We start from the raw sequence: 25,597 nt of genomic DNA, 5'->3' as shown, positions 1-25,597 counted from the left end.
GATGCAAATCGTGGTCGCCATGGATTCATTCAAAGGTTCATTGTCGAGTATGGAAGCGAATCAAGCTGTTCGTCGTGCTTTGCCGGGACATGACGTCATCGTCATCCCGATTTCAGACGGAGGAGAAGGGTTTCTTGATGCGTGGCTCGCGACGCACGAGGGTGCAGTCGTGGTGGAAGATGTCGTTACGTGCTTGGATGGGATGAAGCGTCCCACACGTTTTGGTTTCGAATCATTAACGAAACACGCCGTGATTGAAGTAGCGGAAACGACAGGGTTAACGCTCCTCACCCACGTTGATCCATGGCGCTATAGTTCAGTCGGCGTCGGTCACCAGATTGTTCAAGCGCTAGAACGGGGAGCGAATTGCATCACCATCGGGCTTGGCGGGAGCGGGACAATCGATGGTGGGAAAGGAATGCTTGAAGCGCTAGGAGTTCGTTTTCTGGATGCAAATGGTGCAGTTTTATCCTCGATGCCACATCAACTTGCGGAAGTCGCTTCCATCGATTGGTCAGGACTCGATCCGAGAGTAAGGGACGTTGAGTGGCGAATGGCTTCGGATGTACGTAATCCATTGATAGGGAATCGAGGTGCTGCGCACGTGTTCGGTCCGCAGAAAGGTTTGGCGGCGGATGACGTGGTTCGCTACGATCAGTTACTCGGTGATTATGCGAGTCACTTCAATCAGGATATGAAGTCACTCGACGGAGCCGGTGCGGCAGGCGGTATCGGATTCGCGCTCTTGCAGCTTGGGGCGACCTATATGAGTGGCATCGAAGAAGTCGTCCGTTGGTCAAGGTTCGAAGACCATGTGAAAGGGGCGGATTGGCTCATCACGGGAGAAGGAAAGTTTGATGCGCAAAGTTTAGAGGGGAAAGCGCCTTACGGGTTGGCGCGTCTCGCATACACGTATGGGGTTCCGACACTCGTGTTCGCCGGGCAATCTGACTTGACCGCTCATGCGGAATCGGGGATTGTCGCCGTCTTTCCAATCGTGTCCCGCATCATGACACTAGAAGAAGCGATATGGGAAGCCGCCCCGTTACTGACGAATGCAGTCCAACGGGTTCGCCATGTCCTCGAAAAAGCGCTTTGACGATTCGTCAAAGCGCTTTTTGCTTGTTATGGGCGTTCTTTTAATAAGTCACGAATCTCAGTCAACAACTGCTCTTCTTTCGTAGGAGTCGGGGCAGCCGCCTCTTCGACTTCTTTCTCACGTTGTAGACGATTGATGATTTTGACGATTAGGAAGAGGGCAAAAGCAATCAAGATAAATGATACAATCTGTTGAATGAAGTTCCCGTATAAGACGTCAACTCCGAGCACGCTCGCTTTTAAGGTAGAAAAATCAATTCCTCCGATAATGATTCCGAGAAGCGGCATAAAGATATCATTGACGAGCGAGTTGACGATGGCCGTGAACGCCGCACCGAGTACGACGGCGATAGCGAGATCGATGACATTCCCGCGCATCGCGAATTTTTTAAACTCTTTTAACATAAATAAACCTCCTGATATGGAATAGCATAAGCGTAGCATATTTATGGGAAAAGGAAAAAATCGTTCAGCTTCTGTCAGGGAAGGATGCTTGTTCGACATTTGTGCATAGGGTACACTAAAAAGGTAGCAATTTACGCATTTTAATACCAGGTACTAATATGATATAATCATTTTAGCTGAAAGGATGGTTGGACGTGGCGAACGATGAACAAACGAGTTCGGAAGAACAAAAGGGTTCACCAGAACAAGAGACGAAGCAGAAGCAGCGATCACGATTGTCGAATCATCGTCGATTCCCGATCTTACTGCGTGTACTCGTCGTTTTAGTGTTGGCAATCGCGATGCTCGCCCTTGGAGCAATCATTGGATATAGCGTCATTGGCGGAGGCGACTGGAGAGATGTGTTTGACATCGAGACGTGGCGCCATATCACCGATTTTTGGCTAACCTCTTAAAGGCGGTGGATGGATGTATACAATTGAGCAAATTAAAGAAGTAATTCCACACAGATACCCGTTTCTGTTAATTGATCGAATTATCGAAGTCGAAGAAAAGAAGCGTGCTGTCGGATTAAAAAATGTCACGGCGAACGAAGAGTTCTTTAACGGGCATTTCCCAGACTATAACGTCATGCCAGGCGTCTTGATTGTCGAGGCACTCGCACAAGTCGGTGCTTTTGCAATGTTGAAAGACGAATCGAATCGAGGCAAGCTCGCCTTTTTCGCAGGGATTGACAACTGTCGTTTCAAACGTCAAGTCGTCCCGGGTGATCAGCTTCGCCTTGAAGTAGAAATCATGAAAATTCGTGGACCCATCGGTAAAGGACGTGCCGTGGCCACAGTCGATGGAGAAGTTGCTTGTGAAGCAGAACTCACTTTCGCCTTGAAGTAAGGAGAAATGGGATGCGTGCTTTAGTAATTGTTTTACTAGTTGGCTTAATGACGATTGTGGGCTGTCAGCAACTACAGACGGAAGAGTCGAACGAAGAGAACATTGTCTATGAACAGAACGTGGATGAAGCGATGATTGAGAAGCGGGCAGGACAATCCGATGCGATTGCCGTTTCGCTTGAACGGACGAACAATACAACGATGCTCTTCACAATTCGTATGCTTGAAAATCGCCGCCTCGATCCGACGACGGTCATGAGTTATGAGGTCGATGGAGAACGAATCGCGATTCCGTTCGGCGAACTGATTGCAGAGCGGGAAGAAGACATTCGAACGTATGAATATCAGACCGACGTCGATCCTGATCTTTTCGTATCGGATACACTTCCACTCTTCCATCTCGTGGAGGAAGGTGAGGCAGAAGTTACGATCCCACTCGAAGTCATCGATTCGACAAACATTGAATAAAAACAGACGATTTTGTCGAAAATCGTCTGTTTTTTTATGGAGATTGATGCATTCTATCCGATACAAAGAGTAAGGACAGAATGGAGGAAATCGAGATGAAACAGAAATCACAGTCGTTACAAAAGCGTATCGTAGCAGCGATGTTAGTCTTCGTCACCCTGCTCATCGTCTTGTTCGGGGTCGTGCAATATTTTAGTACGAAGCATTCCGTACTTAGCACGTTGCATGCCACCCTGATTGAAGACGGCGAACGTATTTTGGAGACGATGGATGGCGATGAATATGCATCCTTCATGGCGAATCCGTCAAAAAGCGAGCAATATGAAAAGTTGCGAGAATACTTGGATACATATCGTCAACAAATCGGGGCCATGTATGTGTATACGATTGCCACCGAGGGCGAAGAAGTTCAAATCATCATTGATGGCTTGAGTCAGGAAGACGCAGCAGACATTGGGACACCTACCACTGCGCTAACGTACGAGGAAGCGAAAGCTGCGTTTCAAGGGGAGACTGTCACGACGGACGTGATTGATGACCCGGAATACGGGCAGTATGTCACAGTGCTCGTTCCGATCAAACAAGGTGGCGAGGTCATCGGGGTCCTCGGAATTGACAAGGCAGCAACAGAAGTCGCAGCGATCACAGGAGATGTGCTGACTGAGAGCTTGCCGCCAATCTTGATTGGTCTCCTTATCTTACTTGTTGTCGCAGGCGTCATCATCTGGAAGTACCTTGGCTGGAAGTTACGTCCTCTCCAAGCGCTAGAACGCGTTGCGACGTCGATTGCAGAAGGCGACTTGGCGACGGCAACGAAAGAAGTAGAAACTATTCAATTGAAATCGAATGATGAAATCAAGCGTCTAACTGTATCGATGGACAAGATGACCCACATGTTAAAAGACTTAATCGCTGGTATCCAAACGTCGGCACAGACGGTCAGGGACGAGAGTGGGAACGTCTCGAACATCTCGGAAGAAGTGAATGACGCGTCTCGTCAAATCGCTTATACGATGGAAGAGATTGCGAGCGGTGTCGAAAATCAAAGTGTGTTGACGATGCGCTTATACGGGCATATGAACGAATTCTCGACGCTCGTCGAGCAAACCACGTCAGACGGAGATCAAGTGAGCGAACAGGCAGAAGTCGTCAGTCGGGTGACGATGGATGGGCTTCGCTATATGGAGAGTGCCGTCGACCAGATGACACATATCCATGAACAGGTGAAGTCGTCACAAGGACAAGTCCGTGACTTCGAACAACAGGCGGATGAAGTGACGGAGCTCGTCACGATGATTCGCCAAATCTCGCAACAGACGAACCTGCTCGCATTGAACGCGGCAATCGAAGCGGCACGTGCGGGTGAACACGGGAAAGGGTTTGCAGTCGTCGCTTCGGAGATTCGGAAGCTATCTGACAGTGTCGCCGAGTCCGTCAGTGAAATCTCAGAAATTGTCGGAAGCGTCAAACAAAATTCGATCGCCCTTGGTCAGACGTTCACGGAGAGTATGACGGCAGCAGAGGAAGGAAAGGAAACGCTCGAGTCGACGAAACGTGCCTTCACAGAAATCGAGCGAAGTGTCCGCCACATGCAACAGCTGACGGGCTCGATGCGTAGTCAGCTCGATCGGGTGAAGACGAACCAAGACCATATCCAGCACGGCTTGTCAGAGATTGCTTCCATCTCAGAAGAGAGCACGGCCGGGAACGAGGAAGTGGCCGCTTCGACGGAGCAGATGTCGGCGACGAGTGAGACGATGAACCGTCTCGTCAAAGATTTGTCGACGACAGCGGAATCGATGCAACAGATGAGTCGCCAGTTCAAGTTGTAAGCAGTCTCACTTCAGACAGACCTCTCCTGTGTCCGCTATAATGGGCGCAAGGGAGGTTTTTTCATGCAACAATTCTCTAGTGAACTGACGCAATTTCGAGGAAGTCATTACAACTTCGGTCGATTTCAAGGACAATATATAAAACGCAGTCAACTGCTCGAAAACCGTACGGACCAATGGAAGCTACGTGTGCCCCGATTTGAGATTGACGCGACGGAGGCGAAGGCTGCTTTTGATGCAGTTGCTCCAAAGATTTGGGAAGAATTGATTGGGCTTCAAGACGAGCTCAAACTGTCTCTCAATGATACGTTGCTCCATTTCGGACATTTCCGCGTCAATAATCCAATCAGCGGGTGTTCGATTCTGACAGGGGACAATTTCCTTGTGAGAAATTACGACTATCATCCGATGACGTACGACGGGCGTTACAATGTCTTTCAACCGGATGATGGATATGCTGTCATCGGACCGGTCTCTCGTGTCACGGGCCGCATGGACGGGATGAATGAGAAAGGTCTCGCGATGGGGTACAACTTTATCAATCGTCGTCGACCGGGTGACGGATTTGTCTGCCAGATGATTGGGCGCATCATTCTCGAGACGTGCGCGACCGTGGAGGAAGCAGTCGACTTATTAAAAGAGATTCCGCATCGCGGTTCCTTCACGTACGTCGTCCATGACAAGTCGTCGAAGACACGCGTGATTGAGGCGACACCGCGGGATATTCAGGTGCGGGAATCGAATATATGTACGAATCATTTCGAGTTACTGCAACACGAGAATCGCTACCACCTGGACGATTCCACGCGTCGCATGATGGAAATCAAAGTAGTACAACACTTGATTCAAGACGCGGAGAGTGCGTTCCGCCTCATGAACGACACCGACAAGGGCGTTTTCTCGGAACTGTACAAGAGCTGGGCGGGGACGATTCATACAGCAGCCTATTTCCCAGAAACGCTCGAGACGTGGTTCGCGCTCGGTGGGGACCGGGACCCGGTCATCTTCGACTTCCAAAAATGGCTCGATGGGGAAGACTTCGACCTTCATGCGCTTGACGGGGAACTTGCGACCGATATCGAGTTTGCGAATACGGTCCAACTTTGGCGCTGACGTTTGTCAGTGCTTTTTTTGTAGAAACGGGAATACACATAACAGGAGGGATGAAAGATGAAACGATTTGGTATCATACTCATTATGCTGACGCTTGTGACGTTACTCGGTGGATGTGTGCCCGGCGACGGGACGTACACGACGGACCCGGCAGGCTTTTTCTGGGGGATCTGGCACGGGTGGATTGCACCAATCTCACTCATTTTAGGGTTATTCAATGACACGTATCGAGTGTATGAAGTGAACAATACCGGCTGGTTTTACGATTTAGGGTTTTATATTGCCGTCATCAGTGGATTTGGTGGATTGACGTTAACACGGAAGAGTCGGGGGTAAGTGATTACCCCGACTTTCTACCGATTACTGCGACCGTACGATAGTCACGCGAGTCGGGACCGCGTCGCACTGATACGCCCTGGAATCCGAGTTTCGTCGCCTTGGGAATGAACTCTTCATGAATCATGTTGGCAATCCCATCCCATTGCACATCGCCTTTTCCATCACAGTACGTGATGATAAATGTGCCGTTCGGTTTCAAGACACGTTCAATTTCAGACAAGACGGTCGTGGCATCTTCCCAAAAATATAGCGTGTGGATGCTGAAGACGTGATTGACGGATGCGTCGGTCATCGCCAACTGATGAAAATCTCCTTCAATCAAGCGAGCTTGTCCCTTTTGGATGGACGCAGCGTTACGTTTCTCGGCAGAAGTGATGAGCGTCTTCGAGCGATCGAGGCCAATCACGTTCACATCTTCCCACTTTTGAAGAATCGTCGATAGCGCATCACCGGCTCCACACCCGAGTTCGAGTACGGTGGCGTTTGGATGCATCTGTAACTGTTCGATCGTCCACTCGACTTCGATACGGTGTTGGCGCACCATCTTTTCCCCGATATATTTTCCGACGGGACCACGTGGGTTTTCGTACTGACTGTCCACCCAGTTTTTGAACACTTGTGGGAGCATACTGTCACCTCACTTCGAAAGTAGCTCGATTGTAGCATATTGATGAGACAAAGGAGTCAACAACATGCGTTCATTTTGGATACTCGGCAACCAACTCTCACATGAACTCGAGATGTTGAAGCATATGAAAGAAGATGACGTCATCGTCATGATCGAGGCAACGTCTCGCGCGACGTGGCGTCCGTACCATAAGCAAAAACTCGTCCTCATCTTCTCGGCGATGCGACACTTTGCGGAAGAACTGCGCGACAAAGGGTACACCGTCGATTACCATGAAGCGGATTCGTTTCAGGAGGCATGGGACAACCACCTCAACCAGTACGAGCCGGACGAGGTTCATGTCACCGCCGTCACGGATGAACCGATGGCTAAAAAGCTCAAGCAATTTGGTAAGAAACATCAGATTATCGAACATACGGATGTCCCGCTCTTCTACTTATCGAAAGAAGAAGCGACAGATACACTCGGAAACGAACCTTGGCGGATGGATCGGTTTTATCGCCAGATGCGCAAAAGGTTCGATATCTTGCTCGAAGACGGGAAGCCGCGTGGTGGGAAGTGGTCATTTGACGCGGAGAATCGGAAACCGCCGAAAGAAGGGCTGATGTTTCCGTCTGCCATCCATTTTCGCCCGGACGCGATCACGAAAGATGTCATCGAAAAAGTCGAGTCGACATTCTCGGATCACCCGGGCGAGGTGACCCCGTTTCATTGGCCGGTCACACACACCGAGGCGAGACGGGCGTTGAATCGGTTTGTGAACGAGCGGCTCAAGACGTTCGGTCCGTATCAGGATGCGATGATGACGGATGAACCGGAGATGTCACACAGCCTATTGTCGGCTGCCATCAACATCGGTTTGTTGACGCCACATGAAGTCGTCGAGGCGGCTTGTCAGGCCGACGCCCCTTTGTCATCGGTCGAAGGATTCGTTCGCCAAATACTCGGATGGCGGGAATATATGCGCGCCGTCTACCTCGCCGTCATGCCGGGCTATGAAGAGGTGAACACGTTCAAGCATGAACGCGACTTACCGTCCTTCTTTTGGGACGCAAAGACGGACTTGAACTGTCTGCATCAAAGTTTAAAGCCGGTCGTGGCGCATGCCCACAACCATCATATCCAGCGGCTGATGGTGCTCGGAAACTACGCGACGTTGTTTGAAATCTCACCGAAGCAGACGAGCGACTGGTTCAATGAGATGTATATCGATGCCCATGACTGGGTCGTCTTACCGAACGTGCTCGGGATGGCCCTCCATGCGGACGGCGGGAAACTTGCCACGAAACCATATGTCGCCTCTGGGAAGTATATCGACCGAATGAGTGATTACTGTGGAGACTGTCCGTATAACCCGAAACATACGACCGAAGAGGATGCTTGTCCATTCAACGCCCTTTACTGGCGTTTCATCGATCGGCACGAGGAAAGATTCTCGAAAAATCAGCGGATGAAGATGATGGTCCGCAATTGGCAAGGGCGAGATGATGACGTCAAATCAGATATTTTAGCGAAAGCTGAACAGACATTAGCCGATTCCCCGTGAATCGGTTTTTTTTACGTTTCCTTCATGAAACTTAGCGATTCCTTTATGGTAGCTTTACAATCGTCCGCTACGATAAGAGCTGTGAGACCCCCTCACTATCCAAGTGAATACTTACCGGTAGAACCTTTGAGAGACCAACAGAAGCCCGTACGTCCATGACGTGTCGTTTCTGTTGGTCCTTTTTTCAAGAAAGGATGATTCAAGTGAATGAAGCGATTGCACGAATGGGGCAGGAACGGATGATTGCCTCAATCAAGAGTCCGAAACAAATCGAAGCGTTTTTAAAGACGGATGTGACGACGACGTTCCTCATGATGGGGACGCTCAGTACGCTCGACCGCTATGTGGCGCATTTGAAACGAGAGAATCGAACGGTCTTCCTCCACGCCGAGCGGATCAATGGGATCAGCCTCGACCGAGATGGCATTGACTATCTCGCCAAACGTGTCGGCGCCGACGGGATTGTCACGACGAAAGCATCGGTACTTCAGCACGCAAAACGGGCAGGGCTGTTGACGGTTCAGCGACTGTTTCTTGTCGATTCGGACGCGGTCACGAGCGGGCTCAAACTCGCCGAAGCGCAACAACCGGATGCGATCGAACTCATGCCTGGTCTGATTCCGAGTGTCGTCGAGAAGATTTCCCAGGAAGTCTCTTTCCCGATTGTGACGGGTGGCATGATTCGTCAACCAATCGATGTACATCGCGCCCTTGATCATGGGGCATTCGCGGTTTCGACCGGGGACGAACGACTTTGGAAGGTCCAAAGTCAGAAGGAGGAATTGGTATGAAAACGATCCAACTACAACAACTGACAAAATCATTCGGGGAGACGGAAGTCATTCGGGGTATCGACGTGACGATCGAAGCAGGAGAGTTCTTCGCGCTTGTCGGACCATCGGGATGCGGCAAGAGTACGATGCTTCGCATGATTGCAGGGCTCGAATCCATCACGGGCGGAACGCTTCGCATCGACGGAGTGGCAGCAAACGGGATGAAACCGAGCGAACGTCACTTGTCGATGGTCTTCCAAAACTATGCCCTTTATCCACATATGACGGTCGAGAAAAATATCACGTTCGGGCTACATACGAAAGGGCTGACGAAACTAGAGCAACGAGAGCGTTGCATCCAGGCGGCCGAGACGCTCGGGCTCACTGATTATTTGAAACGGAAGCCGCGTGAACTCTCAGGTGGTCAGAGACAACGGGTCGCGTTGGCGCGAGCCATCGTGACGGAGGCGCCGATTTGCCTGATGGATGAGCCACTCTCGAACTTGGACGCGAAACTGCGTGCGAAGATGCGCTCGGAGATTCGCCAGTTGCAACGAAAGCTCGGACTGACGATGATTTACGTCACTCATGACCAAGTCGAAGCGATGACGATGGCGGATCGCATCATGCTTCTCAATGAAGGGGAAGTGCAACAAGTCGGGAAGCCGCTCGACCTATACAACAAACCAGCGAACACGTTCGTCGCCTCGTTCATTGGGTCGCCCCCGATGAACCTAGTCGAGGTCACCCGACAAGAAAAAGGGTGGATGGCAGCGGACGGACGCCTGTTCCATCCGAACGCATTGACAGAAGTGTCAGAAGCGACGCTCGGCGTACGTCCAGAACAGATTAAACCTGCCGACGAAGACGTGACGTTTTATGCGGAGCTTAAAAACATCGAAGTACTCGGGACCGAGACGATTCTCGCATTCGATGTCGGTGGCAATGAATGGTTGGCGAAATGGCCAGGACAATGGCCGCTCACCGTCGGAGAAAAAGTCGCGTGTTATGTGGATTCGAAACAGATGTCGCTCTTTGACGCGAACGGGCATCGCATCGAGCCACGACAGCCGAAGCTGTTTGAGGCGTTGGAGGTGTTCCAATGACGGTCGCCTTACCGAGGGAGAAGGTCCGCGCGAGACTGTCGGACGCGGCGAGCGGGCTGTTGTACTTGTCCCCGTCCATCATCTTGTTTGGTGTCTTTCTCGTCTATCCGCTCCTCCGGACGATGTACTTGAGTTTCTTTCGGACGGACACGCAAGGGACGCCACTCGAATTTGTCGGCGTCGGTCATTACAGCAACTTGTTCACGAGTGCGGCGTTTTGGCAAAGCATCCAGGCGACGGTCGGATTCGTCCTCTTGACGGTCCCGCTGACGATTCTCATCGCACTCGGGCTCGCGCTACTTGCCAATGAGAAATTAAAGGGCATCGGCATCTTTCGAACAGCATTCTCGGCGACGATGGGAATGAGTGTCGCCGCCTCATCGGTCATTTGGATGTTCATGTACAACCCGTCAATCGGCATTTTCAACCGGTTCCTCGAGGCAATCGGTGCCAGCGGCGTACAGTGGCTCCTAGACCCGCAATATGCGCTCCTATCCGTTTCGATTGCGACCGTCTGGATGAACATCGGCTTCACGTTTTTGATTCTTCTCGGCGGTCTGCAAAACATCGACCGGACGCTATACGAGAGTGCGGATATCGCCGGGACGAGCTATTGGACACAGTTACGCGCGATCACGATCCCGATGTTGTCGCCGACGCTCTTTTTCGTGGGCATCATCTCGCTCATCAACGCCTTCCAGACGTTCGGACAGATTGATTTGTTGACGAAAGGCGGACCGACGAATGCGACGAACGTCATCGTCTATGCCATCTATAAAGATGCGTTCATCAACTACAACGTCGGGAGTGCCAGTGCACAAGCCGTGCTCTTATTTATCGCCGTCCTTCTGTTGACATGGCTCCAATTTAAATTGGTCGAAAGGAAGGTGCATTACCAATGAGACTACGGAATATAGGCGTATATGTCCTTCTCTTCTTGAGCGCCATCGTCATGCTGTTCCCGATCGCCTATGCGTTCTCAATCAGTCTGATGGACGGGAAGGAAGTACTTCAGGGACATCTGCTCCCACGCGACCCGTCATTTGAAAACTATATCGCCGCGTTCGAACGAATCCCGATGATGACGTACTTAGTGAACAGTCTGGTTGTCGCGCTCCTCGTGATGATGGGACAGGTCGTCTTATCGAGTCTTGCGGCATTCGCATTCGTCTTCATCGATTTTAAAGGAAAAGGGCTCATCTTCATGCTCTTCCTCGCGACGATGATGGTCCCATGGGAAGCGACGATGGTGCCGAACTTTTTGACAATCCAGTCACTCGGATGGCTCAACACCGCCTGGGGACTATCGGTGCCGTTCTTCGCACTCGCATTCGGGACGTTTCTACTCCGGCAACAGTTCAAGACGATTCCATATGAGATGTATGAAGCGTCTCAAATCGCCGGGATCAGCCGATTCCGCTTCTTCTGGAATGTCGTCTTGCCAGTATCGAAGACACCACTCGTCACATTGTCGGTATATAGCTTTTTGACGACTTGGAACATGTACTTATGGCCGCTTCTCGTCACGAACACGGAACAGGCGCGGACGGTCCAAATCGGAATCAAACAGATGCAGTCGAACGAGGTCGCCTCGGACTGGGGCGTCGTCATGGCAGCGGTCGTCTTGATCATCATTCCGACACTTTTATTGTTATTCGCAGGACAAAAACATCTACAAGAAGGATTGACGCAAGGCGCGATCAAATAATAGGGGGACATAACAGATGAAAAAGTTTGGACTATTCGCAGGGTTGGCAAGTTCGGTATTGTTACTCGGGGCATGTGGCAGTGAAGAAGCGGCGCCGGTCGCGGCGACAACGGAAGACGGAAAGACAGAAGTCGTCTTTTGGCACGCGATGAGCGGGGATTTGGAGACAGCATTGAACACACAGGTCGATGCATTCAACGCTTCGCAAGACGACTATGAAGTAAAACCGATCTTTCAAGGAACGTACGAGGAGGCACTGACGAAGTTTAATGCGGTCGCCGGTTCGGAAGACGCACCGGCCATCATGCAGACGTTCGAGGTCGGGACGAAATACATGATTGATTCGAATAAGATCACACCGGTCCAAGAGTTCATCGACAAAGAGGACTTTGACACAAGCATGTGGGAAGAGAACATCTTGAGCTATTACCAAGTAGACGGCAAGCAATACTCGATGCCGTTCAACTCTTCGACACCAGTCCTTATCTACAACAAGGATGCATTTAAAGAGGCAGGACTTGACCCGGAGAAGGCACCGCGTACGTATGACGAATTGAAAGCAGCAGCGAAGAAGTTGACGACGGACGACCAGACCGGCTTCACGATGCTCAACTATGGTTGGTTCTTCGAACAGCTTGTCGCCGCGCAAGGTGGACTTTACGTCGATAACGATAACGGACGCAGTGGTGAGCCGACGAAGGCTGTGTTCGATGGGGAAGAAGGGCAGAATGCGTTCAACTTAATCAAAGAGATGTACGATGAGAAGACGTTCATGAACGTCGGTCAAAACTGGGACGATATGCGTGCAGCGTTCCAATCTGGTAAAGTCGCCATGTATCTTGACTCGTCAGCCGGGATCCGTACCGTAGCGGACAGCGCAGACTTTGAGATTGGTGCCTCGTACTTGCCAGTGCCGAACGAAGCAGACCGCCAAGGTGTCGTCATCGGTGGCGCATCACTCTGGATGGGTGACGGCATCGCCGAAGAAACGAAAGAAGGTGCATGGGAGTTCATGAAGTATGTGTCTTCAACGGAAGCACAAGCCCAGTGGCATGTCGACACAGGCTACTTCGCGATCAACCCTGACGCATACAACGAACCAATCGTCGAAGAGATGTGGGCGAAATATCCACAGCTCAAAGTAACGGTCGACCAGCTCAGCGAGACGAAGCCATCACCAGCGACACAAGGTGCACTCATTTCGACGTTCCCACAATCACGACAAAGTGTCGTCAATGCGATGGAGAGTTTGTATCAAGGTGTATCGGTTGAAGACGCATTGAAACGTGCGGCCGAAGAGACGACTTCCACCTTGGGGCAGTGAGATGTTGATTTACGCACATCGCGGGTATAGCGCCAATTATCCGGAAAATACGTTGTCCGCGTTCGAGGCGGCCCTCCCACATGTGGACGGAATCGAGCTCGACGTGCAACTGTCAAAAGACGGTCGGCTCGTCGTCATCCATGACGAGACCGTCGATCGGACAACCGATGGGACCGGATGGGTGAAAGACATGACACTTCAGGAGCTACGTCAATTGAAGATTGATGGGTACGAACGGATCCCGACGTTAGAAGAAGTGTTCGGCTTGATTGGGCGGAGTAACGTTACACTGAACGTTGAATTGAAGACAGATCAATACGCGTATCCTGGAATCGAACGACTCGCCTGGCTCGCCGTCGATGAGTTTCACATGACGGGTCGCGTCGTCTTCTCCTCGTTCAATCGAGAGACGCTCGTCCGGATGCGGGATGTGGCACCGCACGCACGCCTTGCCGTGTTGACGCTCACGGGAGAAGCAGATACCGTCTCGTTCGCTGAAACGATTCGAGCAGAGGCAATCCACGCACAGACCGAGTTTATCGGCTCAAAAGCGTGGGAAGAGACGAAACGGACGGCACTCGAGACACGTGTCTACACGATCAACGACGTGAAAGACCTGCCTTCGATGCCGGTAGCAGCCATCATGACGGATGAAGTTGAACGGTTCGCAAAATAAGCAGACAAAACCCCGCTTCCTATGAAGGAGCGGGGTTCGTTCATGTCATGATGGGTTCTGGTGATGCAACCGTCGAGACGACGACTTGGTTGCGTCCTTCATTTTTTGCTTGATAGAGCGCCGAATCTGCGAGGTCGACCATCCGTTTGATAGGATGGGCGGTACCGTGTGCGACCCCGACGGACGTCGTAATTTGAATCGGTGGGAAGTCGTTCAAGTAGAACGTCTCAGTGGCAACACGTTCCCGAATCCGGTTAGCCACTTTATCCACTTTCTCTGGCGTCAAATCATACATCAAGATGACAAACTCTTCGCCACCGATCCGAGCGACCGTATCGTGTGCGCGTGTCTCCACTTTTAGAATGTCAGCAAACTGTTGCAAGACGAGGTCGCCATTTCCGTGACCGTATGTATCGTTCACATGTTTGAAGTGATCGATATCGAGCGCAAGGATGTTGTACGTGCGGTCGTCCTCACCGAGTGAAGCGGTGTAACGGTCCCAGACGCGACGATTGAACAGACCTGTCAGATGGTCTCGTTCAGCGGAGCGTTTATATTCGAGCGCACGTCGAGTCGTCTTCTCTAAGTCAATCGTAAGTATACTCGACAGCAGACCGACTAGCATTCCGACCATCCAAATGGTCAAGACGAGGGACACGTATGCTGTACTCCATCCCATATTGATGTAGACGGCAATCGAGATGACGAATAGCGCCCATACGTTTAAGAAGATACTTTGCATGAAAAGTCGTTCGCGAAGGAGACGATGAATCCATAGCATCCCGACACTGACGATGAACGTCGCAATAAAGGCGATGAAAGCTTGTTCCGTCATCCCGAACAGGAAGCGCGTGCTCGCAATGACGAGTGTCGCAATAAACAATGGTGTCCGAGCTCCGTAAAACGCGAGTAAGACGAGCGGTAGATGACGTAAGTCCACACGCACCGTATCGTTGGCCTCGACGGCATTGTACATTAAAAAGAGACCGAGCGCACCGGCCAATAATCCAATCACGAAACTACGAAGACGTTGCGAATTGAATAGTGAAGAGTGATAAATTTTTGAGATGATGTAAAATCCGGTGAACGCAACACAGGCGTTCAGTAACAAGACGGTGAGCGTCATTCCTTCACGACCTTTTCGGTAGACTATACATTAACCGTAGCAGTCTTCAAAATAATGTCAATCAGAGATGTGCAAAAATTCACTTCGTCTTCACGCTTTTTTCTTCGTGCCTCGAAACGCAAAGAACATGGCGATGCCAATCCCAATCCCGAGCCACCAGTTATCGAGCGTGAGACCAAAAACGACGGCGAACACGACAGCGACCGGGATGGATAAGTATCCTCGTTGTTTCATCTTCATTTCCTCCTCTCTTCGTCACTTCTCTATTCCCAAAATTGAATCGGTTTACATCATGAAATGAAAAAACGTCCGATTGAACGAATCAGTCGGACGTGATTGTAAAGGATGTTCGTGGCAAGGGGCATGTGTGCCGGGTATGAAGCTCAATCGTGAACGTCGTACCTTCTCCGTATGTGGAGTCTGCATGGATACCCCAACCGTGGGCTTCAGCGATTCGTTTGCAAATCCGTAGACCGAGCCCCGTGCCTTTGATGGATTGATGAGCGAGGGAGTCGACACGATAGTATTCGTCAAATACATAAGGGAGCGCATCTTCCGGAATCCCGATGCCGGTATCAGATACAGACAATACCACCGTACCGTCACATTCCTCGACTTGTGTATGGACGGTCCCGCCATCTGGAGAATATTTGATGGCATTCCCGATCAAGTTATGGAGCAATTGCCGTAACTTTTCTTCGTCTGCTTGAATCCAGACGTCATTCGTCTCAAAGGTCACTGTATGAAGTGGCGAAGTCGTTTGATAACTCGCCATGACGTCTGTTAATAGGGGGCGAAGCGCGAATGTCGTCACGGTCAATTGTTCGGCCGTATAGCTTTCTTTTTGGTAGTCCAAAAAATTATCGACGAGGCGCTCGAGCCGCTCCGATTCTTGTTTCACTTGTTCCAGCATGTGATAAGACTTCTCGGAACCTTCATGACGCGCCATCAACAATTCGGTATAGCCATGGATTGCGGTCAAAGGGGTACGGAAGTCATGGGATAATTCGGCGAGAAATGCATCTTTTCGTTCTTCAAAGCGAACGGCTTCCGTCTGGTCACGCCACATGATGAAGACGCCCCGAGGTGTTCGGGTGAAATTGAAGATCAAGTGTAGCGTCCGATCATCGAATTGAATACGTCGTGACGTCATGCTTGGCCATTTCTCTGTCTCGCACTCAAGCAGTTCTTGAATCAAATGGGTGACTTGGGACATGTCGGCACCATGTTCTTCGAACGTCGTATAGAGAAAGCGAGTCAATACTTCCATCGAGGTGAACGATTGAGTCGTCATCGAAGGGCACCAGTGATGAAGGAGATCATTTGTATAGAGACGGTGTTTCGAGAAATCGATATAACACATCGCATCCTGCACTTCTTCCACGACGGAAGCGATGGAGAACGTATGGCGTTCCTGTTTTTGACGAGCGGAGCGTTTCTGCCTAACCCTACGGAATCGGCGCATTGACATACCTCCTCGCGAACATTTGTACATTCATTCACAACAAGTATACGACATTCGAGAGGGAATCCATATACGGGCAATAGTCCTAACAGAAACGTACCGAAATCGGGACGAATTATACGAATCGCAACAAAAAAAACTCCCCGCATAGTAAGCGGAGAGATTCGATTCATTTAGTGACTTTCAGTTGCCCCATCATTCCATTTTCTTCGTGTTCGAGGATGTGGCAATGATACATGAACGTGCCGGTTTCGGTGAAGGTAAGTTCAATTTTTACCCGTTCATCAGGAGCAACAGCGACCGTGTCTTTCCAACCTTTCTCATAATCGGCTGGTGGATTGCCATCTCGACTGATGATTCGGAACTGGACGCCGTGGATGTGGAAAGGATGCGTCATCCCGCCCATCATGTCTGGTTTGTTCTCGATTTCCCATATCTCTGTGTCCCCTTGTTTCACTTTTATATCGATTCGATCTGGATCATACGTATCGCCGTTGATAGACACCATATTCCCCATCCCGAACAAGGTGAGCTGACGGTCTGTTTTCGTATTCACTGGAGTCATTGTTTTCTTGCTCGTTGGTATATCGATGGACGTTTTGTCGAGTTCACCAACACGAAACGTAGTGAAAGATACTCCATCAGCCTCTAAGGCGACATCATCTTCTATTTCTGAAAAATCAATCAACACTTCGGCCCGTTCGCCTGGTGTCAACGAGATGGTCTTCAAAGAAACCGGTTGTTCCAACAGCCCGCCGTCTGCCGCGATTTGCGTCATGTTTTCCCCGTTTGATAGTGTAAAGTCAAAATCGCGCGCGTTCGAACCATTGACAAGGCGGACTCGGAGCGTTTCAGTCTGGACATCAAACGTTGTATTAATGGCTCCGTTCGCAAGAATCGTATCACCCGTCGTCCCGTCGGCGTTCATATGAGCATCGTAGTCAAGTTCACCATCTTTTGTGAAGAGCCGATCCTGTACGATAAGCGGGATGTCGTCGACACCATAGTCATTCGGGAGACCACTCTGTGCATCGTCGGTCACATAAAGAAGACCGGAGAGCCCTTTGTAAACTTGTTCAGCTGTCGATCCCATCGGATGGGGGTGAAACCAAAGCGTACTCGGCTCTTGGTCGATATCGAGTCGAACTTGTGCACGGTCACCCGCTGCTACAGCTTGATGCGGCCCTCCGTCCATTTCGGCAGGGATAACAAGACCGTGCCAGTGGAACGTCGTCGGTTCATCCAATCGGTTGATTGTATCAATCACGACCGTCTTTCCTTTTGGGAGCTCGAGCATCGGTCCGAGTAAGTTCCCGTTATATCCAAGCGTTTCTGTCGATTTTCCATTTTGAAAGAACCGTGACGTTCCTTCATCTGCTACTACCGTATAATAGACGGTACTGTCCGTGACGCGGTCTGGTTTCAAGGGGGAGGGAATCGGAAGCGATTGTTCCGGTTCGTCAGATGCCTCGAGTGCTTGCGTTGTTCCGTGTCCCATCGGTCCGCCATTTCCTGTCATTCCATCGTTGCCCATCATATAATCATCCATCTGTTCAAACGTTGAATTGTCGCCCCACATATGATTCATATTGTTCATGTTCCATCTTCCATTGAATAAGACGAACAGTAGAACTACAATGATCCCGATCAATATCCCCGTTAATAGGAACCATATTCCTTTTGATTTCATCTTGTAACACTCCTTTATCTATCAGTCCTTACTTTGTTTTACCACTTAATTGTGAAAGAAACATGAAAGCCCAAATTCGTTTATTTATATACCGCATAGGGGTATATCATCCGTATAAAGGAGAGGATGAATAATGGAACATGAACATCACGAACACCATGAACACCATGAAGAGAGTCATGATTCTCATCACGGAGGACATGGACATGAACATATGATTGAAGACTTTAAACGGCGCTTTTTTGTTTCGCTCGGTCTGATGATTCCGATCCTCCTGTTGTCGGATATGATTCAAGAATGGCTTCGATTTGAACTTGATTTTCCATTTGAAAAAACAATCTTATTTGTCTTAGCAACGATTGTGTATGTATACGGTGGATGGCCATTCTTAAAAGGGAGTATGGAGGAGCTGCGGGATCGTAGCCCGGGTATGATGATGCTGATCGGCTTAGCAATCAGTGTCGCTTACTTTTATAGTGCCGCTGTCGTCTTTGGATACGGAAGTGGCCATGACTTCTTTTGGGAACTCGCTTCACTGATTGTGATCATGCTACTCGGTCACTGGATTGAAATGCGTTCGGTCATGGGGGCGTCAAATGCGTTGGAGCAACTCGTCCAACTGTTACCGAACGAGGCGCATCGCATCAACGGGGAAGAGACGGAAGACGTCCCAATCTCTGAGCTTAAAGAAGGAGATCGGATTCTCGTCAAACCAGGGGAACAGGTTCCGGTAGACGGGAAGATTATCAAAGGACAGACGACAATCGATGAGTCGATGTTGACCGGTGAATCGCTCCCCGTCGAAAAGTCAGAAGGTGAGGACGTCATCGCAGGTTCCATCAACCAAGAAGGTAGTTTGACGATTGAAACAATCGGTACGGGAGAAACTACGTATTTGTCAAAAGTCATCGAGTTGGTGAGCGAAGCACAAAAATCGAAGTCACGTGCTCAAAACCTAGCGAATCGTGCAGCAAAATACTTGTTTTACATCGCGATTGCTGCTGGAGTCATCACGTTCACCATCTGGTTCATGCTCGGCTACTCGGTCGGAACGGCGGTCGAACGGATGGTGACGGTCATGGTCATCTCGTGTCCGCATGCACTCGGACTGGCGACACCGCTCGTCGTAGCCGTTTCGACAACGCTATCGGCGAAACAAGGTCTTCTCATCCGTAATCGGACCCAATTTGAAGAAGCGCGTCGACTCGATGCCGTCATCTTTGATAAGACCGGTACGTTGACGGAAGGGAATTTCGGCGTCACGGACGTACAGGCGAGCTCATCTTATACGGAAGAAGACGTGTTACAACTTGCAGGATCGGTTGAGCGAGAGTCGCAACATCCACTCGCACAAGGAGTTTTGAGAGAAATAGAAAAACGGGAGTTGAAGCTCTCCGCTGTCGACCATTTTGGCTCGATGACAGGTGTCGGTTTAGAAGGAACGGTCGACGGTGCGCACATACAAGTCGTCAGTCCACGACACATTCGCAATCAGCACATTCAAATCGATGAAGAGACGTTCACGCGATTATCGGAAGAAGGAAAGACCGTCGTCTTTGTCTTGAAGGACGGGGAATGGGTCGGTATGATTGCGATGGCCGATTTAGTACGGGAAGAGGCGAAGGAGACCGTCGAGGCCCTTCGTGAAAAAGGCATCCGCTCCATCATGTTGACGGGTGACAACGAGAAGGTCGCACATTGGGTCGCGGGTCAGCTCGGTATCGATGACGTGTATGCCGAAGTATTACCAGACGACAAGGCGAACCAGGTAAAAGACGTCCAGAAAGATGGTAGCAAAGTAGCGATGGTCGGAGACGGGATTAATGATGCCCCGGCCTTAGCGCAAGCTGATGTCGGAATCGCAATCGGGAGCGGGACAGACGTTGCTGTCGAGACAGCAGACATCGTCCTCGTCCGCAGCAATCCGAAAGATGTCCTATCGATTTTGGAACTTTCACAAAACACATATCGGAAGATGATTCAAAACTTGTGGTGGGCCGCTGGTTACAACATCGTCGCCATCCCACTCGCTGCGGGCGTGTTGGCGCCAATTGGCATTATCCTATCACCAGCCATCGGTGCCGTTTTGATGAGTCTAAGTACTGTCATTGTCGCTATCAACGCTCGACTTTTGAAGATTTAACAAGTTTTTCATCTTTAGCACGTATGCTAGAGGGGATGCTAATGATGGAGGGATCGAGATGAAACGAACGTTAATGCTATCACTATTACTGACTCCACTGCTCTTGTCGGCGTGTGGTGCAGAAGAGGCGCCATCGGATACAAACCAATCAGAAAATGAAACGACAGAGACACAGGACGTGTGGCAACGCGTGGGAGCGGATGAAATGGTCTCCCACATCCACGGGGCAGGATTTTGGCAAGACGACGAACGTCCTGTCATCGCAACACATGCCGGGTTGATGGAATATCGAGAAGACGGTTGGTATACGCTTCCGACAAATCGCCATGACTATATGGGGTTCGAAGTCGTCGAGGATGGATTTTATGCGAGCGGTCACCCCGATCGTCGGACAGATTTCAAAAATCCACTTGGGGTCATGCATGGAAAAAATCATGGGGCGGTACTCGAGAGTCGGTCGCTTGAAGGCGAGGCAGATTTCCACTATATGAGCGCCGGTTATGCCACGGGTACACTCTACGTTTATTTGGAAGAAGCGACCTCGGAGCTAGAGCCGGGATTTTATCGTTCCATCGATGGTGGGAGCTCATTTGAACCGATGCAGGTACAAGGAATAGAGGAGGCGCAAGTGGCAGGAATCGTCGCCGATGCGACGGATGCGGAGCGCGTCTTCTTCTATGGACCGTCCGGCATCCTCGTTTCGAATGACTCTGGAGATTCGTTCGAGCCACTTGTTGAAGCAGAACAGGTCGTCATGGTCGGAGCGGATGAGGGGCAGTTGGCCTACGTAAGACAGACAGATGGTTCTTTCGAAGGGGTTCGTTTCAACTTAGACGATGAGTCGACAGAGACGTTCAATCTTCCAGAGCTTCAAGCAGACGCTGTGCCAATCGAATTGGCAGTCAAAGAGGAGCGCATGTTGCTTGTCACATCGGATAACAGCGTATATGAGTTTACAGACGGGGAATGGGAGATGCGCCTCGACAAAGGTGAGCTCAACTGATCAAAAGACGCCTTTCCATTAAAGGATAGGCGTCTTTTTGTCGAGTGGAAGCGTGACGGTGAAAGAAGTGCCCGATGCGTCAGACGTGACTGTCAATTCTCCGCCGTGACGGTTGACGATTTGGTCAGCGATGGCGAGTCCGAGTCCACTGCCACCGGTCTGTCGGGACCGTGATTTTTCCACACGATACAGGCGGTCAAAAATGTGCGGTAAATCTTCTTCAGGAATCCCTTTCCCGTCGTCTGTAATGGTCAGAATCAGGTGAGTGTCCGTGACGTTTGAGCGCAGGGAGACATGAGAGGCCTCACTATGTTCAATCGCATTATGGGCGATGGAGCGGAAGACTTGGAGCATCCGGTGCCGATCCAATGTAAGAGCGATGTCTTGTTGTCCCGCGTTCGGTGCAGCATCGAAGCGAATCGTCGTCATCCGGAACATCGTATCGAGCATTCGACGTAAGTCCGCACAAAACGTCGTGACGGTCACTTCTTCTCGATGCAACAAGAACGTGTTTTCATCGAGCTGTGCCAATTGAAACGCATTTTCGACGAGCTCTGTGAGCGACCGGCTCTCATCTAAAATCGTTTGAATCGACTGTTTGCGTAATGATTCGGGCGTGCTCTCTTTCGAAGCGATTTCGGCGTAACCCCTCAAGTACGTGAGGGGGGTCTTGATTTCATGCGATAGGTCGGATAAAAACTGACGACGTTCCCGCCGTAGTCTTGATAGTTCCACTGACATCGATTCGATGGCACGCGCTAATTCACCGATTTCGTCGACACGATTCGTCGGTAACTGTAAATCGTCTGGGTTTGTCAATACGTTCTCCGTTGCTTGTTTCAATGATTGGATTGGTTTTGAAATCAATCGACTCAAGAGGATGAACGTCAAGACGGTCGTCACGAGCGCGATCGCCGTGATATATAGGAATCGCCACTGGAGCCGATGGCTAATTCCATGAATGATTTCGGTCGGTAAAAACATATAGACGTATCCATACCGTCTGTCGGTATCATCTGTGATTGGCGTACGAACGCTCAAATACGGTTCGTTTTCCCAGTCGTCCTCGAGGACAGTCGTGTCGTCGAAGGGGCCAGTTTGTTTTTTCGCATCGACGGTGTCGACTAAAACTTGAGGAAAAGAGCGCGAAGTTTGTAGCGCCTCATGAGTCGAATCGGTGATGGCGACTTTCGTATCGGTCTCACTTTCCATGGTTGCTACATGATCAATCGTCTCTTCGGAAAAATTCATAGCTAATACGCTCGCATGGCTCTCGGCCCGAGATTCAAGGCGATTGATTTCTTCTACAACGCGTTCGCCGAGAAGCGTGTGATAGAGGAGAAGAAACAATACACCTTCAATCAATAGGGTTGATAGGAGAAAGACGAGGCTGATGCGAAACGGTAGACTGTTACGACTTCGCTTCATCCGGAACGCTCCTCTGTCCATCGATATCCACGTCCCCATACCGTCTTTAAATAATCATCAATCGGAAATCCTGCATCTCCTAACTTTTCTCGAATCATACGAATATGCGCATCAACTGTGCGAGGGTCGGATTCTGCAGAGTAGGGCCAGACGAGGTCAAATAAATCTAGGCGGTTGAAGAGTCGATTCGGGTGCTGAAGGAACAGTTTTAAGATGGCCGTCGCTTTCGGTGTGAGGACAATCTCTTGTTCTTCATACAAAACGCGTCCGCTCTCCTCATCGTAACGAAGTGGTCCATATTGGATGTTGACGACACGGGTCCGGCGTAAGACGGCGCGAATACGGGCGAGGAGCACGTTCCCATCGAACGGTTTGGTGACGTAATCATCTGCCCCCGCATCTAATCCTTGGATGGTCGTTTCATTGTCTGAACGTGCCGTCAATAAGACGACAGGTAATGTCGGGTCCATCGTCTTTAACTGACGACAAAGTGAAATCCCATCTACTTCTGGCATCATAATATCTAAAAGGACGAGATCCGGTCGCTCTTCGATTTTGTCGAGTGCGGAACGAGCATCGCTCGCCTCGATGCAAGAGTACCCATCACCCTCAAGAAACAGACGAATCAAATGTCTCATTTTTTCTTCATCGTCTACAATGAGAATCTTCACCTTGTACTCCTCCTTTCTTTATTCTTATTATTATCGTTCCGCGTGCTTCGCGTGATTTCCTTCCGTGGCGAAAAGAGTCTGTAGTTGTTCACATGCGCGTGCGACGTCTCGACAGTAAATGACGGGCACTCTCGCGTCAATCGGGCGATCCGTGACAATGGCGACTGCCCCGTTCCGGATGGCCGCCTTCACTAAATCGACACCCCGTTCATTAATCGGACGTGTGCATACATATAAAAAAGTTTTTTTTATTTTTTCTGGTGTCGTTCCGATGCCGCGAATCGCCATCTCTTCAGGACGGTCGAGATACGACCAAGATAAGACAGAATCCAGTGTTGCCAATACGTCACGTAACGTCAGCTCTTGCATTGTCGTTCCCCTTCCTTGAATCATCTCAATTTCACTAGTGTACCCGACGTTTGTGAAAAAGAAGTGAAAAGCTATAAAAACACGCCATGACTAAGAAACATGCAGGTTTGAGTGTAGAACAACTAGGTAAAAGTACTTCTACATGCATAACAAGAAAGGGTGAACGAGATGAAATCGTACGGAAAATTTGGAATCATGATCGCGGTCTCTACATTTATTATGTATTGGCTCATGTATTTAAACGTGTTTCAGTTCAATCATATCTTCTATAGTCAGACCAGGTTGTATATGGCACTCATCATGGGATCGGTCATGGCGATCGTCATGCTTCTCTTTATGTGGGGAATGTATAAGAATAAAACAGTTAACTTTATCATCCTAGGGGTCAGCGCCCTCGTCTTTAGTGCCTCGCTCTGGCTCGTACGTAGTCAAACGACGGTCGATGACGTCAGTTGGATGAAAGCGATGATTCCGCACCACTCGATTGCCATCTTGACGAGTGAGCGCGCCGAAATTGAGGACCCGCGCGTCAAAGAACTGTCGGAAGAGATCATCAAGGCACAGCGCCGTGAAATCGAAGAGATGAAGCAATTGATTAAAGATTTAGAGGATGAAGAAGAGAACGCAGAAGAGAATCAAGAATAATTGACAAACACAGTCGTCATCGACTGTGTTTATTTGTTTTAGAGGGAAAATAAGGGGAGTAAGTTATATTTTGTTTTCCTTTATTTGAAATATAAATGACATATTTGTCGGTTCGTTTTGGTGGTAAAATTTTTTCATCAAGATAATATAAAAATTAAAAATTTAAATACATAATTGAAAGGATTTACCATAACATGAAACGAAAGATGCTCTCTCTCCTCTGTGCCGTCTTGCTCACCGTCGGAATCTTCACCCCAGCCGGTACGCCTGCTGAAGCGGCGACCACCTATCATGTCAAAGTCACGACCAACAGTTTAAACGTCCGTTCGGGCCCAGGCACGACGTATGCGATCGTCGGCAGTGCCAAGTTGGGACAATCGTTCAAATACCTTGGCGTGAGCGGGGGATGGACGAAAATCAACTTCAACGGCACAGCTCGTTACGTATCGAGTACATATGTGAAGAAGTATAGTGTGACGACACTCTCGACGACGTCGACAGCGAAGATGGTCATCCCGACAAAAGGGACGTTGACGCAAAAATATGGTCCTGCTAGCGGACAATACGGCTACACGTTCCATAACGGCATCGACTTGGCGGCACCGAGAGGGACACCGGTCATTGCTGCCGCGTCTGGACAAGTCATCGTCGCCCGGAATTACGGGGCGTACGGGAATCACATCATGATGACCCATCAGTTGAACGGGCAAACATACATCACGGTGTACGCACACCTCGACCGCCTCAATGTCGTCAAAGGACAGACGGTCACAAAAGGAGCGACGATCGGAGCTGTCGGAAATACTGGCAACTCGTTCGGAAACCATCTCCATTTCGAAGTACATCGGAACAGCTATGTGTATAGCAGTTCATCGCCAGCAAATAGTATCAATCCGTATACGATGTTTTAACGCAAAAGCACGCGCTCCCCAATCAGTGGGAGCGCGTGCTTTTTGGTTAGTGGATCGTTGTTCGTTTGTTTCGTCCGAGTTGGTTGGCAGCGATGAGGCTGACACCAAGGACGACACCGAACACTAATCCGAATAAAGTATTGAAGAGTAACATGAGGATGATCCCGAAGACGAGACCGATACTCATGAGGCCAATCCGATCAAACATAATGAATCCCCTTTTCTGTAGTTGTGCACCTC

At 50.0% G+C, this 25,597-nt stretch carries 28 protein-coding genes; 18 read left to right on the top strand and 10 right to left on the bottom strand.

What is annotated here, in order from left to right; genetic code table 11:
- Position 1: 1 nt before the first annotated feature.
- The gene (locus KNP04_RS05270; RefSeq protein ID WP_214874926.1) at positions 2-1,099 is read left to right on the top strand and encodes a glycerate kinase family protein; all 1,098 of its coding nucleotides are present in this window, start codon (positions 2-4) and stop codon (positions 1,097-1,099) included.
- 26 nt (positions 1,100-1,125) lie between these two features.
- Here the strand turns inward: KNP04_RS05270 and mscL are convergent, their stop codons facing one another.
- Positions 1,126-1,503: a large conductance mechanosensitive channel protein MscL gene (mscL, locus tag KNP04_RS05265; RefSeq protein WP_214874925.1), complete on the bottom strand. Its 378-nt coding sequence runs from the start codon at positions 1,501-1,503 to the stop codon at positions 1,126-1,128.
- A gap of 194 nt (positions 1,504-1,697) precedes the next feature.
- Between mscL and KNP04_RS15445 the strand changes: the two genes are divergently transcribed.
- The 6 genes from KNP04_RS15445 to KNP04_RS05235 all read left to right on the top strand — a co-directional run bounded on the left by KNP04_RS15445 (position 1,698) and on the right by KNP04_RS05235 (position 6,142).
- Positions 1,698-1,958, top strand: coding sequence for a DNA-directed RNA polymerase subunit beta (locus tag KNP04_RS15445; RefSeq protein WP_214694488.1), 261 nt, complete (start codon positions 1,698-1,700; stop codon positions 1,956-1,958).
- Positions 1,959-1,971: 13 nt separating this feature from the next.
- Positions 1,972-2,394 (top strand): 3-hydroxyacyl-ACP dehydratase FabZ, encoded by a 423-nt coding sequence (gene fabZ, locus KNP04_RS05255; RefSeq protein ID WP_031422282.1) that lies wholly within the window; start codon positions 1,972-1,974, stop codon positions 2,392-2,394.
- Positions 2,395-2,405: 11 nt separating this feature from the next.
- Positions 2,406-2,861, top strand: coding sequence for a hypothetical protein (locus KNP04_RS05250; protein ID WP_214874924.1), 456 nt, complete (start codon positions 2,406-2,408; stop codon positions 2,859-2,861).
- Between the two features lie 95 nt (positions 2,862-2,956).
- On the top strand, positions 2,957-4,693 hold the full coding sequence (locus KNP04_RS05245) for a methyl-accepting chemotaxis protein (RefSeq protein WP_214874923.1): 1,737 nt from the start codon (positions 2,957-2,959) through the stop codon (positions 4,691-4,693).
- 63 nt (positions 4,694-4,756) lie between these two features.
- Entirely contained in the window at positions 4,757-5,806 is a 1,050-nt protein-coding gene (locus tag KNP04_RS05240) for a C45 family autoproteolytic acyltransferase/hydrolase (RefSeq protein ID WP_214874922.1), read from the top strand.
- A gap of 57 nt (positions 5,807-5,863) precedes the next feature.
- Positions 5,864-6,142 (top strand): hypothetical protein, encoded by a 279-nt coding sequence (locus KNP04_RS05235; RefSeq protein WP_012727334.1) that lies wholly within the window; start codon positions 5,864-5,866, stop codon positions 6,140-6,142.
- 4 nt (positions 6,143-6,146) lie between these two features.
- Here the strand turns inward: KNP04_RS05235 and KNP04_RS05230 are convergent, their stop codons facing one another.
- Positions 6,147-6,773, bottom strand: coding sequence for a class I SAM-dependent methyltransferase (locus tag KNP04_RS05230; RefSeq protein WP_214874921.1), 627 nt, complete (start codon positions 6,771-6,773; stop codon positions 6,147-6,149).
- Between the two features lie 64 nt (positions 6,774-6,837).
- Between KNP04_RS05230 and KNP04_RS05225 the strand changes: the two genes are divergently transcribed.
- The 7 genes from KNP04_RS05225 (at position 6,838) to KNP04_RS05195 (ending at position 13,906) form a co-directional block, all read left to right on the top strand.
- Complete coding sequence (locus KNP04_RS05225; protein WP_214874920.1) at positions 6,838-8,319, top strand: cryptochrome/photolyase family protein; 1,482 nt, start codon at positions 6,838-6,840, stop codon at positions 8,317-8,319.
- A gap of 194 nt (positions 8,320-8,513) precedes the next feature.
- Entirely contained in the window at positions 8,514-9,110 is a 597-nt protein-coding gene (locus KNP04_RS05220; protein ID WP_214874919.1) for a glycerol-3-phosphate responsive antiterminator, read from the top strand.
- Entirely contained in the window at positions 9,107-10,198 is a 1,092-nt protein-coding gene (locus KNP04_RS05215; RefSeq protein ID WP_214874918.1) for an ABC transporter ATP-binding protein, read from the top strand. Before KNP04_RS05220 ends, KNP04_RS05215 begins: the two co-directional genes overlap by 4 nt.
- The gene (locus KNP04_RS05210; RefSeq protein ID WP_214874917.1) at positions 10,195-11,100 is read left to right on the top strand and encodes a carbohydrate ABC transporter permease; all 906 of its coding nucleotides are present in this window, start codon (positions 10,195-10,197) and stop codon (positions 11,098-11,100) included. Before KNP04_RS05215 ends, KNP04_RS05210 begins: the two co-directional genes overlap by 4 nt.
- Positions 11,097-11,906: a carbohydrate ABC transporter permease gene (locus KNP04_RS05205; protein WP_214874916.1), complete on the top strand. Its 810-nt coding sequence runs from the start codon at positions 11,097-11,099 to the stop codon at positions 11,904-11,906. Before KNP04_RS05210 ends, KNP04_RS05205 begins: the two co-directional genes overlap by 4 nt.
- Positions 11,907-11,922: 16 nt before the next feature.
- The gene (locus KNP04_RS05200; RefSeq protein ID WP_214874915.1) at positions 11,923-13,230 is read left to right on the top strand and encodes an ABC transporter substrate-binding protein; all 1,308 of its coding nucleotides are present in this window, start codon (positions 11,923-11,925) and stop codon (positions 13,228-13,230) included.
- A gap of 1 nt (position 13,231) precedes the next feature.
- Positions 13,232-13,906 carry a glycerophosphodiester phosphodiesterase gene (locus KNP04_RS05195; RefSeq protein WP_214874914.1) on the top strand — a complete coding sequence of 225 codons (675 nt, stop codon included), beginning with the start codon at positions 13,232-13,234 and terminating at the stop codon, positions 13,904-13,906.
- 40 nt (positions 13,907-13,946) lie between these two features.
- Here the strand turns inward: KNP04_RS05195 and KNP04_RS05190 are convergent, their stop codons facing one another.
- The 4 genes from KNP04_RS05190 to KNP04_RS05175 all read right to left on the bottom strand — a co-directional run bounded on the left by KNP04_RS05190 (position 13,947) and on the right by KNP04_RS05175 (position 18,187).
- A complete protein-coding gene (locus tag KNP04_RS05190; RefSeq protein ID WP_214874913.1) occupies positions 13,947-15,032 on the bottom strand; it encodes a GGDEF domain-containing protein in 1,086 nt (361 codons plus the stop codon).
- Positions 15,033-15,122: 90 nt separating this feature from the next.
- Entirely contained in the window at positions 15,123-15,266 is a 144-nt protein-coding gene (locus tag KNP04_RS05185; protein ID WP_026825140.1) for a hypothetical protein, read from the bottom strand.
- A gap of 88 nt (positions 15,267-15,354) precedes the next feature.
- The gene (locus tag KNP04_RS05180; protein ID WP_214874912.1) at positions 15,355-16,497 is read right to left on the bottom strand and encodes a sensor histidine kinase; all 1,143 of its coding nucleotides are present in this window, start codon (positions 16,495-16,497) and stop codon (positions 15,355-15,357) included.
- 169 nt (positions 16,498-16,666) lie between these two features.
- Entirely contained in the window at positions 16,667-18,187 is a 1,521-nt protein-coding gene (locus tag KNP04_RS05175) for a multicopper oxidase family protein (protein WP_251129831.1), read from the bottom strand.
- 133 nt (positions 18,188-18,320) lie between these two features.
- On the opposite strand from KNP04_RS05175, the gene KNP04_RS05170 reads away from it, so the two are divergent.
- Together KNP04_RS05170 and KNP04_RS05165 are read left to right on the top strand one after the other, a co-directional pair.
- On the top strand, positions 18,321-20,330 hold the full coding sequence (locus KNP04_RS05170) for a heavy metal translocating P-type ATPase (protein ID WP_251129830.1): 2,010 nt from the start codon (positions 18,321-18,323) through the stop codon (positions 20,328-20,330).
- A 58-nt stretch (positions 20,331-20,388) separates the two neighbouring features.
- On the top strand, positions 20,389-21,333 hold the full coding sequence (locus tag KNP04_RS05165; RefSeq protein WP_214874911.1) for a F510_1955 family glycosylhydrolase: 945 nt from the start codon (positions 20,389-20,391) through the stop codon (positions 21,331-21,333).
- Between the two features lie 18 nt (positions 21,334-21,351).
- Here the strand turns inward: KNP04_RS05165 and KNP04_RS05160 are convergent, their stop codons facing one another.
- From KNP04_RS05160 to KNP04_RS05150, 3 genes are read right to left on the bottom strand one after another with little or no spacing between them, the layout of a single operon-like run.
- Positions 21,352-22,761 carry a sensor histidine kinase gene (locus KNP04_RS05160; protein ID WP_214874910.1) on the bottom strand — a complete coding sequence of 470 codons (1,410 nt, stop codon included), beginning with the start codon at positions 22,759-22,761 and terminating at the stop codon, positions 21,352-21,354.
- Positions 22,758-23,432 (bottom strand): response regulator transcription factor, encoded by a 675-nt coding sequence (locus KNP04_RS15485; RefSeq protein WP_353047906.1) that lies wholly within the window; start codon positions 23,430-23,432, stop codon positions 22,758-22,760. The genes KNP04_RS05160 and KNP04_RS15485 overlap by 4 nt, the downstream gene beginning before the upstream one ends.
- A gap of 30 nt (positions 23,433-23,462) precedes the next feature.
- Complete coding sequence (locus tag KNP04_RS05150; RefSeq protein ID WP_214874909.1) at positions 23,463-23,801, bottom strand: hypothetical protein; 339 nt, start codon at positions 23,799-23,801, stop codon at positions 23,463-23,465.
- A gap of 168 nt (positions 23,802-23,969) precedes the next feature.
- On the opposite strand from KNP04_RS05150, the gene KNP04_RS05145 reads away from it, so the two are divergent.
- Positions 23,970-24,446 (top strand): DUF305 domain-containing protein, encoded by a 477-nt coding sequence (locus KNP04_RS05145; protein ID WP_214874908.1) that lies wholly within the window; start codon positions 23,970-23,972, stop codon positions 24,444-24,446.
- A gap of 194 nt (positions 24,447-24,640) precedes the next feature.
- The gene (locus tag KNP04_RS05140; RefSeq protein ID WP_214874907.1) at positions 24,641-25,357 is read left to right on the top strand and encodes a peptidoglycan DD-metalloendopeptidase family protein; all 717 of its coding nucleotides are present in this window, start codon (positions 24,641-24,643) and stop codon (positions 25,355-25,357) included.
- 46 nt (positions 25,358-25,403) lie between these two features.
- Here KNP04_RS05140 and KNP04_RS05135 read toward each other — a convergent pair whose 3' ends face one another.
- Entirely contained in the window at positions 25,404-25,565 is a 162-nt protein-coding gene (locus KNP04_RS05135) for a hypothetical protein (protein ID WP_214694419.1), read from the bottom strand.
- Between the last annotated feature and the right edge of the window lie 32 nt (positions 25,566-25,597).

The organism is Exiguobacterium sp. CH10 (genome assembly GCF_018617635.1).
Lineage (GTDB): Bacteria > Bacillota > Bacilli > Exiguobacteriales > Exiguobacteriaceae > Exiguobacterium > Exiguobacterium aestuarii_A.
This window is presented reverse-complemented; position numbering and strand designations above follow the sequence as displayed.

Bases quoted from the DNA above. Each gene is read 5' to 3' on its own strand.
- KNP04_RS05270 (WP_214874926.1), top strand. From the start codon at position 2: ATGCAAATCGTGGTCGCCATGGATTCATTCAAAGGTTCATTGTCGAGT.
- mscL (WP_214874925.1), bottom strand. From the start codon at position 1,503: ATGTTAAAAGAGTTTAAAAAATTCGCGATGCGCGGGAATGTCATCGAT.
- fabZ (WP_031422282.1), top strand. From the start codon at position 1,972: ATGTATACAATTGAGCAAATTAAAGAAGTAATTCCACACAGATACCCG.
- KNP04_RS05250 (WP_214874924.1), top strand. From the start codon at position 2,406: ATGCGTGCTTTAGTAATTGTTTTACTAGTTGGCTTAATGACGATTGTG.
- KNP04_RS05245 (WP_214874923.1), top strand. From the start codon at position 2,957: ATGAAACAGAAATCACAGTCGTTACAAAAGCGTATCGTAGCAGCGATG.
- KNP04_RS05240 (WP_214874922.1), top strand. From the start codon at position 4,757: ATGCAACAATTCTCTAGTGAACTGACGCAATTTCGAGGAAGTCATTAC.
- KNP04_RS05235 (WP_012727334.1), top strand. From the start codon at position 5,864: ATGAAACGATTTGGTATCATACTCATTATGCTGACGCTTGTGACGTTA.
- KNP04_RS05230 (WP_214874921.1), bottom strand. From the start codon at position 6,773: ATGCTCCCACAAGTGTTCAAAAACTGGGTGGACAGTCAGTACGAAAAC.
- KNP04_RS05225 (WP_214874920.1), top strand. From the start codon at position 6,838: ATGCGTTCATTTTGGATACTCGGCAACCAACTCTCACATGAACTCGAG.
- KNP04_RS05220 (WP_214874919.1), top strand. From the start codon at position 8,514: ATGATTCAAGTGAATGAAGCGATTGCACGAATGGGGCAGGAACGGATG.
- KNP04_RS05215 (WP_214874918.1), top strand. From the start codon at position 9,107: ATGAAAACGATCCAACTACAACAACTGACAAAATCATTCGGGGAGACG.
- KNP04_RS05210 (WP_214874917.1), top strand. From the start codon at position 10,195: ATGACGGTCGCCTTACCGAGGGAGAAGGTCCGCGCGAGACTGTCGGAC.
- KNP04_RS05205 (WP_214874916.1), top strand. From the start codon at position 11,097: ATGAGACTACGGAATATAGGCGTATATGTCCTTCTCTTCTTGAGCGCC.
- KNP04_RS05200 (WP_214874915.1), top strand. From the start codon at position 11,923: ATGAAAAAGTTTGGACTATTCGCAGGGTTGGCAAGTTCGGTATTGTTA.
- KNP04_RS05195 (WP_214874914.1), top strand. From the start codon at position 13,232: ATGTTGATTTACGCACATCGCGGGTATAGCGCCAATTATCCGGAAAAT.
- KNP04_RS05190 (WP_214874913.1), bottom strand. From the start codon at position 15,032: ATGACGCTCACCGTCTTGTTACTGAACGCCTGTGTTGCGTTCACCGGA.
- KNP04_RS05185 (WP_026825140.1), bottom strand. From the start codon at position 15,266: ATGAAACAACGAGGATACTTATCCATCCCGGTCGCTGTCGTGTTCGCC.
- KNP04_RS05180 (WP_214874912.1), bottom strand. From the start codon at position 16,497: ATGCGCCGATTCCGTAGGGTTAGGCAGAAACGCTCCGCTCGTCAAAAA.
- KNP04_RS05175 (WP_251129831.1), bottom strand. From the start codon at position 18,187: ATGAAATCAAAAGGAATATGGTTCCTATTAACGGGGATATTGATCGGG.
- KNP04_RS05170 (WP_251129830.1), top strand. From the start codon at position 18,321: ATGGAACATGAACATCACGAACACCATGAACACCATGAAGAGAGTCAT.
- KNP04_RS05165 (WP_214874911.1), top strand. From the start codon at position 20,389: ATGAAACGAACGTTAATGCTATCACTATTACTGACTCCACTGCTCTTG.
- KNP04_RS05160 (WP_214874910.1), bottom strand. From the start codon at position 22,761: ATGAAGCGAAGTCGTAACAGTCTACCGTTTCGCATCAGCCTCGTCTTT.
- KNP04_RS05150 (WP_214874909.1), bottom strand. From the start codon at position 23,801: ATGCAAGAGCTGACGTTACGTGACGTATTGGCAACACTGGATTCTGTC.
- KNP04_RS05145 (WP_214874908.1), top strand. From the start codon at position 23,970: ATGAAATCGTACGGAAAATTTGGAATCATGATCGCGGTCTCTACATTT.
- KNP04_RS05140 (WP_214874907.1), top strand. From the start codon at position 24,641: ATGAAACGAAAGATGCTCTCTCTCCTCTGTGCCGTCTTGCTCACCGTC.
- KNP04_RS05135 (WP_214694419.1), bottom strand. From the start codon at position 25,565: ATGTTTGATCGGATTGGCCTCATGAGTATCGGTCTCGTCTTCGGGATC.